This window comes from Variovorax sp. OV084, from assembly GCF_900111625.1.
Classification (GTDB): Bacteria; Pseudomonadota; Gammaproteobacteria; order Burkholderiales; family Burkholderiaceae_C; genus Variovorax.
The window spans coordinates 178,102-194,263 of sequence record NZ_FOII01000010.1 but is presented as its reverse complement, the minus strand read 5'-3'; the positions used below and the strand labels follow the sequence as shown (position 1 = coordinate 194,263).

Here is a 16,162-nt window from a genome sequence, read left to right as displayed (position 1 = left end):
ATGGCCGCGTCCAGGTACGCAGGCTCGCAGCCATCGACGCACACCACCACGACGGGGCGGCTCATCCAGCGGTAGCTGCGGGCATTGACTTCGAGCGAGTCGGGTTTCATGAGAAGGGATTCCTTGGAGGTGAAGAGAAAAGGGCTCTTTCAGCGACGGATGAAGACCGCGATGAAGGCACTGATGAGGCAGCTGGCGGCCACGATCGGAAAGACCATCGAGGTGTTGCCCGAGTGATCCAGCAGGCGGCCGATCAGCGGTTCGCCGAGGCCCGCCAGCAGGTACGAGAAGAAGTTCATGACGCCGGTGGCGGTGCCCGAGCGCTTGGCTCCCACGAGGTCGGGGCACAGCGCCCAGAACGAAGAGGCGGGGCCGTAGACGAAGAAGCCTGCGAGGAACAGAAGCGCCAGCCCGCCGATGCTCGTGGGCAGCAGGTACATGCCGACGGAGGCGGCCGCACCCAGCAGCATGTACAGCACGATGGCCTTGTAGCGCTTCGAGCCGAAGACGCGGTCGGAGATCCAGCCGTTGGTGAGTGCGCCGAAGGCCATGCCCACCGGCAGTGCGACCGAGATCCATGCGGGATCGATCATGCCGTCGGCCATCTTGCTCCAGTCCTTGCCGAGAAAGTGCACCGGCACCCAGACGATCAGCCCGTAGCGCGCGGCATTCTGGAAGCCGATGGCGAGTGCCGCGATGAGCAGCTTCGGGTTGCAGAGCACGGCCTTGTAGCGCGTCCACGAGCTTTCGTCAGGCGTGGTGTGCTGCAGGGACGCGGCCTTCGCGTCTTCCGCGTTGGCTATGCCGGTGTCGGGCGACTTGAACCCGAGGTCTTCGGGGCGCTCCCGGGCGATCAGGTAGAACGCGATGCCGCCCACCAGCATCAGCAGCACGGGCAGCCTGAAGATCCAGCGCCAGTCCAGGTGCAGCACGTTGACCACCACGATGGACGTGACGAACGACAGCACCGACGCGCATCCGGCAGCGAAGGTGTAGAAGCCGAAGACCTTGCCGCGCTCCCCGGTGCCCCACCAGTTCGACAGCAGGCGGCTGCCCGGCGCCCAGCCGAGCGCCTGGAAGTAGCCGTTGACGCCCCATGGAATCGCGAGCGTCTTGAACCCGACGGCGAAGCTCACGACCCAGTTGGCCGCGCAGGACAGGATGGCGCCCGCGGTCATCACGCGCCGGCCGCCGAACTTGTCGGCGAGGTTGCCGTTGATCGCCTGGCCGATGGCGTAGCACCACAGCAGGCTGGCCGAGGCCCAACCCAAGACCTCCTTCGACAATCCGAATTCCTTCTGCAGCCCCGGGATGGCGAAGCCGAAAGTCTGCCGGCCGGTATAGAAGAAGAGGTAGCAGAACATCGCGGCCAGCAGCATTCGCCACTGCGCGCGCCGGAATGAATGTTCGAGAGGCGGCGCGTACGCCCCGGCCTGCAGGCCTTGATTTGCCAATTGCATGTCTTTGTCTCCTGTTCTTGACGGACGTGGGTCCGTGGGACCGGCTCGAATGCCGGCATTTTTTTCGACGTTCTACAGATTCAACCGACTAACCGACTAACTGACTGACAGACTACTGGGCGGACACCGCCCCTATGAAGTTCTTGCCGCGCGCGCCATCCATGGCGCGCGCGATCATGGCCGCGGCTTCGCTGTCCGCCACGCCGTAGTCCGCGAACTCGGTCTTCACGCCGAGTCCCTGGAGAAAGTCTCGCAAGCGCCGGGCACCGGCGGCCAGGTCCGGCCCGAACAGGCGCTGCAGCGTGCGGTCCCGATCGGGAGAGCGGGCCCATGCCTTTTCAAGAACGATCGGCAGCGTGAACGAGCAGGCGATCCCGTGCGCCAGGCCGTAGCGCAGCGTCATCTCGTACGAGATCGAATGGGCCAGGGCCGTCTTCGTGTTGGAGAACGCAAGCCCGGCCTTGAGCGCGGCCAGCGCCATGCGTTCGCGCAGTTCGACGTTGCCGAGATCGGCCCGCAGCGCCGGCAGGCATTCGAAGATGTCCTGCACGGCGGAGATGGCGAAGGTGTCGGAGATGGGGTTTGCGTTCACGTTCCACACCGACTCCAGCGCGTGGGAAAGCGCATCGAGCCCCGTCGACACGGTGGTGCCCGCCGGCACCGAAAGCATCAGCTCGGGATCGACGATGGCGGCCTCGGGCCAGGTGGCGTCAAGGTGCAGCGAGTATTTCTTCTGCCGGGCGGCATCCCAGATCGTCGCCCAGGGCGTCACTTCGCTGCCGGTGCCCGCCGTCGTCGGCACCGCGATCAGCGGCTTGACGCTGGTGGGGGCAAAGGGCTTGCCAGTCGCCAGCAGGCCGACGAGTTCGTCGAACTGGCCGCTTGCCGTGCCCACCATCAGCGCCTTGGCCGTGTCGATGGCGCTGCCGCCGCCCACGGCGACGATGGCATCGCATGCCTCGGGCGATTGCCAGAAGCGGTTGTAGAGGTCGCTCAAGTGCGCCACGTCGGGATTGGGGCGCACGTCGTCGATCACCCCGAGCAGCGAGTCTTTCAGGAGCTCGCGGAGGCGGGAGACCAGTCCGAGCTCGCGGGCTTCGGGAAAGGTGACGACGACGACGCGGCGGCCGGCGAGGATCGTGGGCAGCCGCTCCAGACTGCCTCGGCCGCAGTGGATGGAAACGGGGTTGTGGTACGCGTGGGGCATCGGGTCTTTCGCTTCGGTTGTCTCGTATGGCGGCCAGTGTCGAAGCGGCCCGCTATCGCGTCCAATCGCATTTCCGGTGTCCGCATGGTCGAAAATCGATGGATGGCCCATGCGGGCATCGCGACCGGGAAAGCGCTCATTCGCGCCCGGGCGTGCTTGTGAGAGGCTTTCTTCCTGAAGGAGCCGCCGGTTTCGCCGGGGCCCGAATGCATGTTCCACCAGTACTACAAATCGATCAGATGCTTCCATGCCGTGGCGAAGACGGGCGGCTTCACCTCGGCGGCGCAGTACCTGCACATCGGGCAGCCGACGGTGACCGACCAGGTCAAGGCCCTGGAGGCCCGCTTCAACGTGGAACTGTTCCTGCGCAGCGGGCGCGGCGTGCGGCTCACCGCGGCCGGCGAGCGGCTCTATGCCATCACGCAGGGGCTGTTCGGGCAGGAGGAAGAGGCGATGCTCTTCCTGGAGAGCGCGCGCAAGCTCAAGGTGGGGCTGGTGCGCGTCGGCGCGGTCTCGCCGCCCATTGCGCTGGAGCTGGCGCGTAACTTCAAGGAGGCGCATCCGTCGCTGGACCTGACGGTGTCGATCGGGTCGGAGGAGTCCACCCTCCGGGGGTTGCAGGACTTCTCCATCGACGTGGGCATCGTCGCCGAACCCGCGGCGGCCGAGGGCCTGCACATCGCGCCCTACCGCGCTGAGCGCATCGTCGCGGTGGTGCCCGAAGGCCATGCGTGGACGAAGCGCGCATCGATCACCACCCGCGACATCGAACACGAAACGGTCATCCTGCGCGAGCCCGGTTCCAAGACCCGGCATCGCGTCGAGCGCGCCTGCCTGCAGCAGAAAGTCAACCTGCACTGCGCCATGGAAATCAACAGCCGCGAGGCCATCCTGCACGCGGTGGCCAACGGAATGGGCGTCGGCTTCGTCACGCAGGTGGAGTTCATTCCGCTGCCGGGCCTGGCGGCCGTGGCAATCGACGATGAGCAGCTGTCGATCAGCTATTCGCTGTGCTGCCTTTCCATCCGCAGGGAGCGGCCGCTGATCGATGCCCTCTTTGCCGTTGCCCTGGAGGGGCAGGCCGGCTAGCTGCGGGATTTCACCAAGGTTGCGCTCCCGCCTGTGCGGCGCATACTGCGCCAGAGCCGCGCGTCGGCCCCTCCGGGGTCCCTGGCGGCTGGCAGGAGACACGCATTGCAGCGAACGAACATTGCCAACCCGGCCTATTTCCACAAGGTCGTCGATTGCCAGTACGCCTGCCCGGCGCACACCCCCGTCCCTGAATACATCCGCATGATCGCGCAGCGCCGCTACAGCGACGCCTACATGATCAACTGGGTGTCCAACGTCTTCCCCGGCATCCTGGGGCGCACCTGCGACCGGCCCTGCGAGCCGGCCTGCAGGCGAGGACGGGTGGAAGAGGGCAACACGGGGGAGCCCGAGCCGGTGGCCATCTGCAGGCTCAAGCGCGTGGCAGCCGACATGAAGGACGACGTGCGCGCGCGCATGCCCAAGCTGGAGCCGAAGAACGGCAAGCGTGTTGCCTGCGTCGGTGCGGGGCCGGCCTCGCTCACCGTCGCGCGCGACCTGGCGCCTTTGGGCTACGAAGTGACGGTGTTCGACGGCGAAGCCAAGGCCGGCGGCTTCATCCGCACGCAGATACCGCGCTTTCGCCTGCCGGAGTCGGTGATCGACGAGGAGACTGGCTACATCCTCGATCTGGGCGTCGAGTTCCGCAGCGGCGTGCGCATCGACTCGATGACGGCTCTGATGGCGCAAGAGTGGGACGCGATCTTCGTCGGCTGCGGCGCACCCCGCGGGCGCGACCTGGATGTGCCAGGCCGACAGGAAGCGGCGGCGAGCATCCACATCGGCATCGACTGGCTCAACTCGGTTTCCTTCGGCCACGTCAGCAGCATCGGCAAGCGCGTGATCGTGCTGGGCGGTGGCAACACGGCAATGGACTGCTGCCGCTCGGCCCGCCGCCTGGGCGGCACCGACGTGAAGGTCATCGTGCGCAGCGGCTTCGCCGAAATGAAGGCCTCGCCCTGGGAAAAGGAAGACGCCCAGCACGAAGGCATTCCGATCATCGACTTCCACGTGCCCAAGGCCTTCGTCCACGAAGAAGGCAAGCTCTTGGGCATGCGCTTCGAGATCGTCCGCGCCGAGTACGACGACAAGGGCCGCCGCACGCTGGTGCCCACCGGCGAGCCGGACGCGTATTTCGAATGCGACGAAGTGCTGGTCGCGGTGGGCCAGGAAAACGCATTCCCGTGGATCGAGCGCGACTGCGGCATCGCCTTCGACAAGTCGGGCCTGCCGAAGCTGGACGAGAACACCTTCCAGTCGACGGTGCCCAACGTGTTCTTCGGCGGCGATGCGGCCTTCGGCCCCAAGAACATCATCACGGCCGTGGCCCATGGCCACGAGGCTGCGGTGTCGATCGACAAGCTGCTGCGTGCCGAGCCGGTCTACGTTCGCCCGGCGCCGATGACCAACCTGGTCTCGCAGAAGATGGGCATCCACGAGTGGAGCTACGACAACGACACCTCCAACGACCTGCGCTACAAGGTGCCGTGGGCCAAGGCCGAGACCGCACTGGCCAGCATCCGCGTGGAAGTGGAACTGGGCTTCGACGCCGCCACCGCCTTCAAGGAGGCCGAGCGCTGCCTGAACTGCGATGTGCAGACCGTGTTCACCGAAGCTGCCTGCATCGAATGCGATGCCTGCGTGGACATCTGCCCGATGGACTGCATCAACTTCATCGACAACGGCGAAGAAGTCGAGTTGCGATCACGGCTCAAGGCGCCGGCGCTGAACCTGGCGCAAGACCTGTATGTATCCGGCGGGCTCAAGACGGGCCGCGTGATGGTCAAGGATGAAGACGTCTGCCTGCACTGCGGCCTGTGCGCCGAGCGCTGCCCCACGGGCGCGTGGGACATGCAGAAGTTCTTGTTGAAGATGACGCCTGCCGGGCAAGGGCATGCGCAGGAGGTGGCCGCATGAAGCAGATAGAGGCGGTCAACGACTTCGTCATCAAGTTCGCCAACGTCAACGGCTCGGGTTCGGCCTCTGCCAACGAACTGTTCGCCAAGGCCATCCTGCGCATGGGCGTGCCGGTGAGTCCGCGCAACATCTTTCCCAGCAACATCCAGGGCCTGCCGACCTGGTACGAGGTGCGCGTGACCGAGCAGGGCCATCTCGGACGGCGCGGCGGCACCGACATGATGGTGGCGATGAATCCGCAGACCTGGGAGGCCGACCTGGCCGAACTGGAGCCCGGCGGCTATCTCTTCTACGACAGCACGCGGCCGCTGCCGCCATCGAAGTTCCGCAGCGACGTTCGCGTGATCGGCATGCCGCTCACTGAGATCTGCAACGCCGTTTATCAGGACCCGCGGCAGCGCCAGCTGTTCAAGAACATCGTCTATGTGGGCGCCCTGGCCATCCTGCTCGGCATAGAGCCGGAGGTGGTCGAGAAGCTGTTCGGCGAACAGTACAAGGGCAAGGAAAAGCTGCTGGCCTCCAATGTGCAGGCGCTGCACCTGGGCTGCGATTTCGCGCGGGAGAACCTGCACGAGCCATTGGGGCTGCGGGTGCGGCGTGCCGACGGGGTCGGCAACCGGATCTTCGTCGATGGCAACAGTGCCGCCGCGCTGGGCTGCGTGTATGGCGGTGCCACGGTCGCGGCCTGGTATCCGATCACGCCGTCGTCCTCGGTGGCCGAGGCCTTCCAGAAGTACTGCACCAAGTTCCGCGTGGACCCGGCCACCGGCCAGCACCGCTTTGCCATCGTGCAGGCGGAAGACGAACTCGCATCGATTGGCGTGGTGGTCGGCGCCGGCTGGAACGGCGCACGGGCCTTCACCGCGACCTCGGGGCCGGGCATTTCGCTGATGAGCGAGTTCATCGGGCTGGCCTACTTTGCGGAGATCCCCGTCACGCTCATCAACGTGCAGCGTGGCGGCCCTTCCACCGGCATGCCGACGCGCACGCAGCAGGCCGACATCCTCTCGTGCGCGTATGCCTCGCACGGCGATACCAAGCATGTGCTGCTGTTTCCCGAGGACCCGCACGAGTGCTTCGAGCATGCGGCGGCGGCGCTGGACCTGGCCGACCGGCTGCAGACGCCGGTGTTCGTGATGACGGACCTGGACATCGGCATGAACCAGCGCCTGTGCGAGCCCTTTGCCTGGGACGACAGCAAGGCCTACGACCGCGGCAAGGTCATGAGCGCCGAAGAGCTCGAGGCGGGCCGCGACTTCGGCCGCTACAAGGATGTGGATGGCGACGGCATTCCCTGGCGCACGCTGCCCGGAACGCACCCGACCAAGGGCAGCTACTTCACGCGCGGCACGACGCGCGACGCCTACGCCCGGTACTCGGAGCGCGGGCCGGACTACATCTACAACATGGAGCGGCTGCTGAAGAAGTTCGCGACAGCAGCCACGCTGGTGCCGCAGCCGGTGCTGAGGCCTGCTGCCGAAAAGACCAAGCTAGGCGTGATCTATTTCGGTTCGACCAGCCCATCGATGCACGAGGCGTTGCAGGCGCTGGAAGAACGCGGCATCCATCTCGACGCGCTGCGGCTGCGCGCCTTTCCCTTCCCGGACAGCGTGGTGCAGTTCCTGGCGCAGCATGAAAAGGTGTTCGTGGTCGAGCAGAACCGCGACGCACAGATGCGCAGCCTGCTGGTGAATGAGCTGGACGCCGATCCGGCGCGGTTGATACGGATGCTGCATTTCGACGGCACGCCCATCACCGCGCGCTTCATCGTCCAGTCGATCAGCGCGCATGTGCAACAACAGACGCAAGCCTCCGGCAGCACCGATAAGAAAGAGCCTGCATGACCTACCTTGCCAAGCCCCGGTTGCGTCACCCGACGCTGGCCACCAACAAGGTCGGCTACACGCGGCGCGACTACGAGGGAAAGATCTCCACGCTGTGCGCCGGTTGCGGCCACGACTCCATCTCCGCCGCCATCATCGAGGCCTGCTGGGAGCTGGACATCGAGCCGCATCGCGTGGCCAAGCTCTCGGGCATTGGCTGCAGCTCGAAGACGCCGGATTACTTTCTGGGCGCATCGCACGGCTTCAACACCGTGCACGGCCGCATGCCCAGCGTGCTGACCGGCGCCAACCTCGCCAACCGCGACCTGCTGTACCTGGGCGTTTCGGGCGACGGCGATTCGGCTTCCATCGGCCTGGGCCAGTTTGCCCACGCCATGCGGCGCGGCGTGCGCATGGCCTACATCGTGGAGAACAACGGCGTCTATGGCCTGACCAAAGGCCAGTTCTCCGCCACCGCCGACCAGGGCTCGAAGAGCAAGAAGGGCGTCGTCAACACCGACAGCCCGGTGGACCTCGTGGCCATGGCGCTGCAGTTGGGCGCCAGCTACGTGGGGCGGGGTTTTTCGGGTAACAAGGCGCAACTTGTGCCACTGATAAAAGGGGCGATCAGCCACGGTGGCTCCGCCTTCATCGACGTCATCAGCCCCTGCGTTGCCTTCAACAACCACCCCGGCAGCACCAAGAGCTACGACTACGTGCGCGAGCACAACGAGGCGGTGAGCCGCATCGACTTCATCAGCGGGCGGGACGAAATCGTCGCCGACATCGAGCCCGGAGAAGTGATGGACGTGCGCCAGCACGACGGCACGCTGCTGCGCCTGCGCAGCCTGCACCCCGACTACAACCCTGGCGACCGTTATGCCGCCATGGCCTACATGCAGCGGCATCACGAGATGGGCGAGGTGGTGACCGGCCTGCTCTATGTCGACCCGCTGGCCACCGACCTGCACACGGCGCTCAACACCAGCGACCAGTCGCTCAACGCGATGGGGCCTGACCAGCTTTGCCCCGGCGCCATGGCGCTGGAGCGGCTCAACGCCTCCTTGCGCTGAGCCGCTGTCGGCGGCACCATCCACGACGCCACTTCCGGAGGGTGCATCATGACCGAGCGCACTGTTTTCCAGTCCATCTCGCGCAAGCACGTGATCAGCCTGGGTCCGCAGGCGAACGTACGCGACGCCGCATGCGTGATGACGCGTGCCAACTGCGGCAGCGTGCTCATCATGGACCTGCCCGACACGCTGCTGGGCATCCTGACCGAGCGCGACCTGATGACCCGGGTGCTGGCCAAGGGGCTGGACCCTGATCGCACGGCGGTGCGCGACGTGATGACGCCCAACCCCATCTGCGTGCCGCCCGAAACGCTGGTGTCCGACGCTGTCGCGCTCATGCTCGAACGGGGCTTTCGCCACCTGCCGCTGGCGGCGGGGGCGAAGATCCTGGGCGTGTTCTCGGTGCGCGATGCGTTGCCGCGGGAGATTGGGGCCGCCGTGAGCCTGAGCGAATTTCGGGAGCAGGTGAACGACGTGCTGGGTTGAGGCGCGGCGTTCGGTCCCGCTGCGACCGTTGCCGCCTAGAGCGCAACCGCGTCCGGAATCTCCTTGTTCGCCTTGAAGCAGGGCAGCGCCTCCATCTGCTTCCACGCCTGGAGCTGCGTGAAGTTCGTCTTGGGTCAGGCCTTGGTCCTGGTATTGAACTCGGCGCCGGGCAGCTCGGCCCGGACGACTTCGTACTTGTGCGTGAACTTGGCGCTCGCGGGCGCATTGAACAGCAAGCGCCGGAGCGGAGAACTCCTGAGAGACGGGGGTCTGGCTAATGCATGTAATCCAGGGTCCCGATCCGGGTCTGGAGCCGGGCGGCGATGCGGGTCAAGCCTGTGGTCGTTGCCACATCGGCGGGAACCTGGCGCTGCAGAACCTGCATCGCCGGCACGAGCGTGGCGCCGTGCGGCGGCGGGTCCTGCACGCTCCAATGGGTGCCGATCTCCGGAAATTGCATCAGCCACTGCAGCAGCACGTCGATCTCTTTCTGATGGATGAAGTCGAAAGGCTCGGTTGCAGCAAACCTGTTCTGCGACCAGAGCGGACGCCCGCCTATTCGACCGCCGTCAGTGGGGCTTGCCGGAATCAGTCCGCCGACGAGATGCAGCTTCAGCGTGCTTGTGATGGGCACGATCGCGCGCTCCGCGCGTGCCTGTGCCGTCTTTTCCTGCTGCGTCGGCTGCGGCCCGACGAAGGGCACCAGGGGAGCATGCGGCCCCCGGGGGCCGCTCAGGGGCACGGCGAGAACATGGCCGGCGCCCGTAGTGGCCGATTGCGGAATTGCAAGCGGATGCCACAGGATCGCGTCCCACGTGAAGCGTGCGGTGGTGGACTCCGCGAGGTCCAGGATCATCAGGTTGATCGGCCATGCACGCGGGTTTCTCGCAGGCTCCGCGTGAAAGATCGCCATCGTCATGACGGGCAGCAGCAACTGCTTGCGCGCGTAGTCCTTGTCGTATCCAGCCGGGCTGGCGGCCAACGACGGGGACTCGCCCTTCATCAGGGAGCGGACCGCCTTGGCGATCACGGGGGAATGGCGTATCTCGCTCCAGGGGGCAGGCCGTGTGCCGCCATAGACGCTGTCGGTGCTCTTTGCATAGATGAGGCCCGGGTCGGCCACCCTCTGCGCGAGTACCTGGTACTGCGGGTCGTTGATTGCGTTCTTGGTGGCCCACTCCTGGAGGAGTTCTCTGTCCTTCGCATCGATGTAATCGTTGGGGTCGTTCGATGAAGCGCCTGGGGTTCTTGCCATCGCAATGAGGTGAGTGCTCAGGATGGATGCCGTCCAGGTTGGCGGAGGAGTGCCCGTCTGCTCGATTCGCAATGCTTTCCACGTCGCGTTGTCGACGTTGAGTGCAGCCCTGATTACTGTTATTGAGGTGACGGCATAGCCAAAGTGGAGATTGAGCTTTGGCAGCCTGCCGTATTTGGACCGGAATGCCTTGAGCGAACTCTCCAGGATGCTTGTGGATTGAAGGTATGCAGGCCCGACGTCGCCGACATACACCTTGTGGTTCTTGCTGATGAGCCTGCCCGCCATCTTGTAATAGACCATGCCCTCGCGCGTCGACGCGCGCCAGCGTGCGACCCAGTCACCGGCATTGGCCATGGTGTAGGGGGCCGCAGGCGTCCCGGCGCCTCCGGGAGCGCCGGCCAGCACCGCTTCCTTCATCAATCGCTCGCAGATGCCGAGCAGATGCAAACCATCGACATACAGGTGCTGACCGGTGCGCTTGAGGTGGCGTGGCATGTTGAAAGCTCCATCGAAGAGATCAATCTGTCTAGGCGTCGGGCCTGACGCCAATGATCGAGAAGTACCGATTCAGGTCGCCGTCCTCGCGGAGCACTTCCTGCATCAGTTGCGGCAATGGCATACGTCCCCACGCCACCGCGCGGTTGACGAGGTAGGGCGTTGGGCTGTGCGGCTCTTCGCGCAGCAGGTAGGCGGCGGCCAACTCCAGCAACTGGTAGGCCTCGGCGCGGCTGCCGATGCGCCCGCTTGCCGCGGCCTGCGGCAGCGGCGCGGAAGGAGAAAGAGAAGGAGGAGGAGAAGGGGCTTCGCTCATGTCGTTGTCGTCCATCGAGGTCGCGGAAAGCGTTGATGTGTCCGCCGCCCAACTTGCGGGCGGCTCCATTGGCATGGCCGGTGGTTCTTCATCGCGCGGGTCGCGCTCCTGCAGCAGGCTGCGCAGCGCCTGCCGCATGCGAAGCAGCATCTCCGTCACCTTCGACAGGCTCGGCGCGTCCGCGCCCAGGCGCTCGTCGAGCAGTGCGCCCAGGTCGCGCCATGCATCGGCGGCCAGCGTCACGCGGTCGTCGAGTGCGGCAAGCGCATGCAGGTCGCGTGCGGCCTGGTCGAGGATGTCCTGGCGCGACACCGTCTGCGCGCTCGGCTCTGCCGCCACTTCCTTCGCCTTCGACTTGGTATTGCCCGCACCGGCGCCGAACTCGGTGGTCAGCGCGCGCTGCCAGTCGCCAAGGTTGATGAAGGGTGGGGAGAAATCCGGCCATGCGAGCAGCGGCACGCGCATCAGCAGGGTCTGCGCGAGGGTGTCGTTGAGCCACACGAAAGTGGCCGTGCGCATGTCGGCGTCGCCGTCCTCGCCGATGCATGGATGCACGTCTTGCCAGAAGTCGCGCGCCAGCCCTTCGAGCAGCCGTGTGCCGGCGATCAGCCCGTCGATCGCATGGCGATGCACCCACGCTTCGGTGAGCCATGCGGCCACCTGCAGGTCCTTGCTGCGCCGTTGCAGCACCTCGGCGCACAACATCTCGGTGGCGCGCCAGTCGGCCTTCTTGAGCGGACGGGTCCATTCGCCCATCGGCAGGCTGGCGTCTTCCTCCATACGCGCATCGCGGATGCGGGAGTACACCGGGTCGTAGCGCAGCGGCGGCCCGGCGGGGCCTTCGCCTTCGATTTGCAACGGCGCGAGGAAGGCCGCGAGGTCGGGTGCGAAGCCGTTGGCGGCCTCGGTGTTCAGGGGAGCGAGCACGGCGGCCATCAGGGCGTATTCCATTCAGGGGCGCGCATCGGGAACGCGGCGGGCCAGATCAGGGCGGTCTTCTTGCCGGCGGGGCTTGCGGCAACGCGCAGGAACACGCGCGCGCGTCCTCCCGCAGGCGACTGGGCGGTGTCGCCAGCCGACTGGGCCACCAGCGGAAACTCGAACTTCAGCAACTGCGAGCGGCCGTCCGGCCGTTGCACCGTGTCGGCTTCACGCTGGCGCTGCGCCAGCGTGAACAGCGCCCACGGGTCGGCGAAGCGGAAGCTCACGGTCTGGCCGTCGGTCAGCAGTGCGTGCTGCTGCGGGTCGGCGCGCGCCGCCAGTGGCGAGTCTTTCGCGATGCGCAGCACCAGCGCCACTGGCATGCCGTATTCCCAGCGCAGCGTGCGCGGCGGGTCGCGCTGCTTGAGCACCTGGTCGCCGACTTCGAAGGACCAGTCGATGATCTTGTTGCCCTCGATCTCGGCGCCGGTGTTCACGCGGAAGTCCACGCTCAGGTCGTAGCCCGGCGCGGCGCCTTCCTCCGTCGGGAACAGCGGCAGCATGAAGTCGCGTGCGCGGCCGAACTGCTCCGCGAAGCGGCGCGCGGCCGTCCCCGGCATGGCCGAGGTGCGCACGGCGCCGTCGGTGCGGTTGTCCTTCAGCGCGCGCGACAGCGGGTCGAAGGCCCGTGCGAGGTCGTTCACGTCCGCCGGGTCGGCCAGGTCGAAGGCGCGGCCCGTCGCCGCGCCGAACGGATGCCGGCCCGCCAGCGAGCGGTTGAAGCGCGTGGAGAACTGCGTCCACAGCTCCTGCTGGTCGCCGAACTGCAGCTCGTAGCAGCGCGCGAGCAGGGCGCTGTAGATCTGCTGGTGGCGGTCGGCAAAGTAGTCGCCGATGCGCGCTGCCGGCGCCTTGCCGGCCAGCTTGGCGGCGCAGGTCTCGCGGTCGATCTCGGCGCCGGTCGTGCCGAGGAACTGTTCGAGCAGCAGCAGGCTGCTGTTCGGGTTCTTCAGCCGGTAGCGCTCCAGGTCGCGGTTGATGGCCTGCCAGCGCTGCGCGAGCACCGAGCCCGCACCCGCGCCGTCGAGCGCCGCGATGTAGCTGTCGGCCAGCTTGCCCAGCGTTTCGGTGCGGTTGAACTGCTGCCCCAGGTAGGCCGCGAGCGAGCCCGTGTCCGGCACGCCGAAGGCCACCAGCATCGGCCCGCGCTCGCCGCGCCAGCCCTGGAAGTCGCGCCCGCGCATGGCGTACAGCTCCGACTGGTTGAAGGCTTCGTCCACGCCTTCCAGGCGTTGCAGCGCGTCGCGCGACATCATTGCGCGCAGGTCTTCGGCGCGTGGACCGGCGCCCATCTCGTACAGCAGTGCCTGTATCTTGGCCAGGCGCTGGCGCGAGGCTTCGTAGGCTGCGGCCTGCGTGTCGGTGGCCATCAGCGCGCCTGACGTGGGGCGCATGCCATCGTTCGCACCGGTCGCAGCCTCGGCCACCTGGTCGACCACGAGCTGCGCGAAGTGCGCATTCAGCGCGCTCTCGATGCCCGGGCGAACCATGGCCGGAAAGGCCGTCATGCCGTCGGTCATGTAGCGCTTGCGGATGTCGCCGACGGCCAGTGCCTGGTCGAGCCGCATGAGATCCCATGTGGCCGTCGAGCGAAGGCCCGCGCCCGGCAGCTCGCGGTCGCGCGCGGCGGCCATGAAGGGCTGCGCCAGCAGCGCGGTGAGTGCGTCGCGCAGCGCGATGCGTTCGGGCGCCAGCGCGAAGCGGCCTTCCTTGTCCTGCCACACGAGGCCGGGCTGCGCGCCGCCGAAGCGCAGGTTGAACTCGGCGCGGAATTTCTGGAAGGCATCTTGCGCGCGGCCGCGCACCGCATCGGCCGGCTCCTGCCCCAGCAGGCGGTTCTGTTCGATGCGCGCGATCGTGCGGTCGTACGAGGCGCCCAGCACCAGCACCGGCTGGCGCATCCAGCCGCCCTTGCCCGAGGCGACCAGGTCTTCCTGGTCCTTGATGGCGGCGATCACTTCGCGATAACTGGCCGTGGTGCGCGCGAAGGTGCCTGCGCTGGCAAGCGAGGGCAGCAGCCGCCCCAGCGATTGCTCGGACACCAGCAGCTCGTTGTTGACGAACAGCCGCGTGTCGAGCTGCGCCGTGCCCTTGTCGAGCGCGCAGCGCAGCGCCGACTGCACCGGCGCCAGCGGAATCGCCAGTGCATTGCCCTCGGCCGCCTGGCGGAAGTAGCGCAGGTTGCGGCTCAGGTCGGCGGGCAGCTCGGCGCCCAGCGCGTAGCGCACGGCCACGCGCAGGTCTTCCGCATTGCCGGTGGAAGGCTGGCGCAGGCGCTCCACCGCCTGCAGGGCGGTGTCGAGCTGCTCGGCCGAACCCAGGTAGCGTTGCAGGGCGCCGAACTCGGGCTGGTCTTCCACCAGCAGGCCGTTCTTGCGCGGCGCATCGCCGATGGTCTTGAAGCTCGGCGGCAGGCTGCAGTTGGCACCGACGATGAATTCGCCGGTGGCCTCGTCCTGCTCCACGCCGCTCAGCTGGCTCACGCGCGCCATCAACTCGCGGCGCAGCGTGCTCACGGCGATGTCGCCGAACTCGCGCTCGATGCGCTCTATCACGCGTTCGTTCAGGTCGTCGAAGGGCCGCCACGAGCCGGGCATGAAGAAGGAATAAGTGCCGTCGGTGCGCAGTCGCTCGTTCATTGCCAGTAGCGACAGCGCCTTGTTGCGGTACCACGCTGTCGGAATGGTCTCGCCGCGCTGCAGTGCGCGCATGCGGTATTGCGCATCGTGCTGCAGTTGCGAGAGCGCCGATACCAGCGTGCTGTTGTGCCGGTGCAGCTGCCATGTGGCCACAACCAGGCCAATGCCCCAGCCGCTGAGGAACAAGATGGCCGTCCAGCGCAGCGCGCGGTGCAGCACCGGGCGCGCCAGTGTCTGCGTGCGCGACGGCCGCGTGAGGCCGTACTCGAGAAAGATCTTCTTCTCGAACAGGTCACGCAAGAACGCCGGCTGGCGCATCAGCTGCGCGATCAGGTCGCCGCCGATGGGCTCGAGGTCCTTCTGGCCGTAGCTGTCGTGCTCGGCGTCGATGGCGGCAACTGCCTGTGCCGATTCGCCGCTGTCGCCCGTCAGGTAGATGCCGCGGAAGAAGAAGGGCTCGTGGTACGCGCTCGGGCGCATCAGCTCATCGACATACAGCTGCAGCTGGCCGCGCAGCGCCTCGATGCGCGAAGGCAGCAGCAGTTGCGGGCCGGCGCCCTGCGGCGCGGTATCGGTGGCGAAGAGCTCGGCCGACACGTCGGACACCGAACGCACCACGGTGCCCACCGCCTCGTCGACCCAGCCCGGCTGGTAGGTGGTCGACAGGTCATAAGGCGACGACCAGCCCAGCATGCTCGCGCGCAGCGGCTCGGGCAGGGCGCTCGCGAAGGCGCTGAAGCCTTCGAGGTGTTCCGCGCCGGTGACCAGCACATACACGGCGAAGCGCATCGCAAAGCGGTTCTGTGCGAGCCACAGGCGGCGGTGCGCGAGCTTGGCGCGCTTGGATAGTTCGAGCCGGCCGTCGGTGCTGTCGTCGAGCAGCAGCGCCGCCGGAATGGTGATGACCACCGAGTCGAACGGCCGCTGCGGCCGGTAGGCCCGGCACATGCCCAGGAACTCGTCCCATGGCTTCTCGGAGGCGTCGTCGTCATCGGGCGAGCCGAGATAGGCACCCTGGATGTCGATGACCACGCCGCGGTCGAAGAAGTGCCACGAGATGCCCTGCGTGGTCGCGGCCGAGGCCGACTCGGTGCTCAGCGCGCTCGCCACGCCCGACTGCTCGATGGGCAACTGGCGATGGTCGTCGCCCTCGTTGAGCAGCATGATCCACGGAATGCCGTAGCGGTCGGCGCGCGAGGCGATGTTGCCTTCGATCAGCTCCACGGCCTGGCGGAACGAACTGCGCAGCGAGTCGAAGCGGATGCGCGCGACCTTCGGGTCGCTCGACGGCTTGGCGTGCGAACGCCGTGCCGCAAAGTACAGCACCATGCCGAGCACGAGCAGCACCACCAGCGTGAGCACCGCGATGGAAATGAGGAAGAGCTGGTCTGTCAGCATGGCGACGACCTCCTGGGGCT

The 16,162-nt window shown here is 66.8% G+C and carries 10 protein-coding genes; 5 read left to right on the top strand and 5 right to left on the bottom strand.

Annotated features, from left to right (window positions below):
- Positions 1-149: 149 nt before the first annotated feature.
- Together BMW87_RS23340 and psrA are read right to left on the bottom strand one after the other, a co-directional pair.
- A complete protein-coding gene (locus tag BMW87_RS23340; RefSeq protein WP_093058196.1) occupies positions 150-1,460 on the bottom strand; it encodes an MFS transporter in 1,311 nt (436 codons plus the stop codon).
- 112 nt (positions 1,461-1,572) lie between these two features.
- On the bottom strand, positions 1,573-2,667 hold the full coding sequence (gene psrA / locus BMW87_RS23335; protein ID WP_093078904.1) for an iron-containing alcohol dehydrogenase PsrA: 1,095 nt from the start codon (positions 2,665-2,667) through the stop codon (positions 1,573-1,575).
- A gap of 210 nt (positions 2,668-2,877) precedes the next feature.
- On the opposite strand from psrA, the gene BMW87_RS23330 reads away from it, so the two are divergent.
- The 5 genes from BMW87_RS23330 (at position 2,878) to BMW87_RS23310 (ending at position 9,055) form a co-directional block, all read left to right on the top strand.
- Positions 2,878-3,756, top strand: a complete 879-nt coding sequence (locus tag BMW87_RS23330) for a LysR substrate-binding domain-containing protein (protein ID WP_093058198.1) — start codon at positions 2,878-2,880, stop codon at positions 3,754-3,756.
- 105 nt (positions 3,757-3,861) lie between these two features.
- The gene (locus BMW87_RS23325) at positions 3,862-5,673 is read left to right on the top strand and encodes an FAD-dependent oxidoreductase (protein ID WP_093078903.1); all 1,812 of its coding nucleotides are present in this window, start codon (positions 3,862-3,864) and stop codon (positions 5,671-5,673) included.
- Positions 5,670-7,517, top strand: a complete 1,848-nt coding sequence (locus tag BMW87_RS23320; RefSeq protein ID WP_093078901.1) for a 2-oxoacid:acceptor oxidoreductase subunit alpha — start codon at positions 5,670-5,672, stop codon at positions 7,515-7,517. The genes BMW87_RS23325 and BMW87_RS23320 overlap by 4 nt, the downstream gene beginning before the upstream one ends.
- Complete coding sequence (locus BMW87_RS23315) at positions 7,514-8,569, top strand: 2-oxoacid:ferredoxin oxidoreductase subunit beta (protein WP_093078900.1); 1,056 nt, start codon at positions 7,514-7,516, stop codon at positions 8,567-8,569. The genes BMW87_RS23320 and BMW87_RS23315 overlap by 4 nt, the downstream gene beginning before the upstream one ends.
- 48 nt (positions 8,570-8,617) lie before the next feature.
- On the top strand, positions 8,618-9,055 hold the full coding sequence (locus tag BMW87_RS23310) for a CBS domain-containing protein (protein ID WP_093078898.1): 438 nt from the start codon (positions 8,618-8,620) through the stop codon (positions 9,053-9,055).
- A 274-nt stretch (positions 9,056-9,329) separates the two neighbouring features.
- Here BMW87_RS23310 and BMW87_RS23305 read toward each other — a convergent pair whose 3' ends face one another.
- Genes BMW87_RS23305 through BMW87_RS23295 form a run of 3 tightly spaced genes read right to left on the bottom strand, consistent with a single transcriptional unit; the run spans position 9,330 to position 16,142 of the window.
- Positions 9,330-10,808 carry a hypothetical protein gene (locus BMW87_RS23305; protein WP_093078897.1) on the bottom strand — a complete coding sequence of 493 codons (1,479 nt, stop codon included), beginning with the start codon at positions 10,806-10,808 and terminating at the stop codon, positions 9,330-9,332.
- Between the two features lie 31 nt (positions 10,809-10,839).
- A complete protein-coding gene (tssA, locus tag BMW87_RS23300) occupies positions 10,840-12,075 on the bottom strand; it encodes a type VI secretion system protein TssA (protein WP_256216880.1) in 1,236 nt (411 codons plus the stop codon).
- Positions 12,060-16,142 (bottom strand): type VI secretion system protein, encoded by a 4,083-nt coding sequence (locus BMW87_RS23295; protein ID WP_093078894.1) that lies wholly within the window; start codon positions 16,140-16,142, stop codon positions 12,060-12,062. The genes tssA and BMW87_RS23295 overlap by 16 nt, the downstream gene beginning before the upstream one ends.
- Between the last annotated feature and the right edge of the window lie 20 nt (positions 16,143-16,162).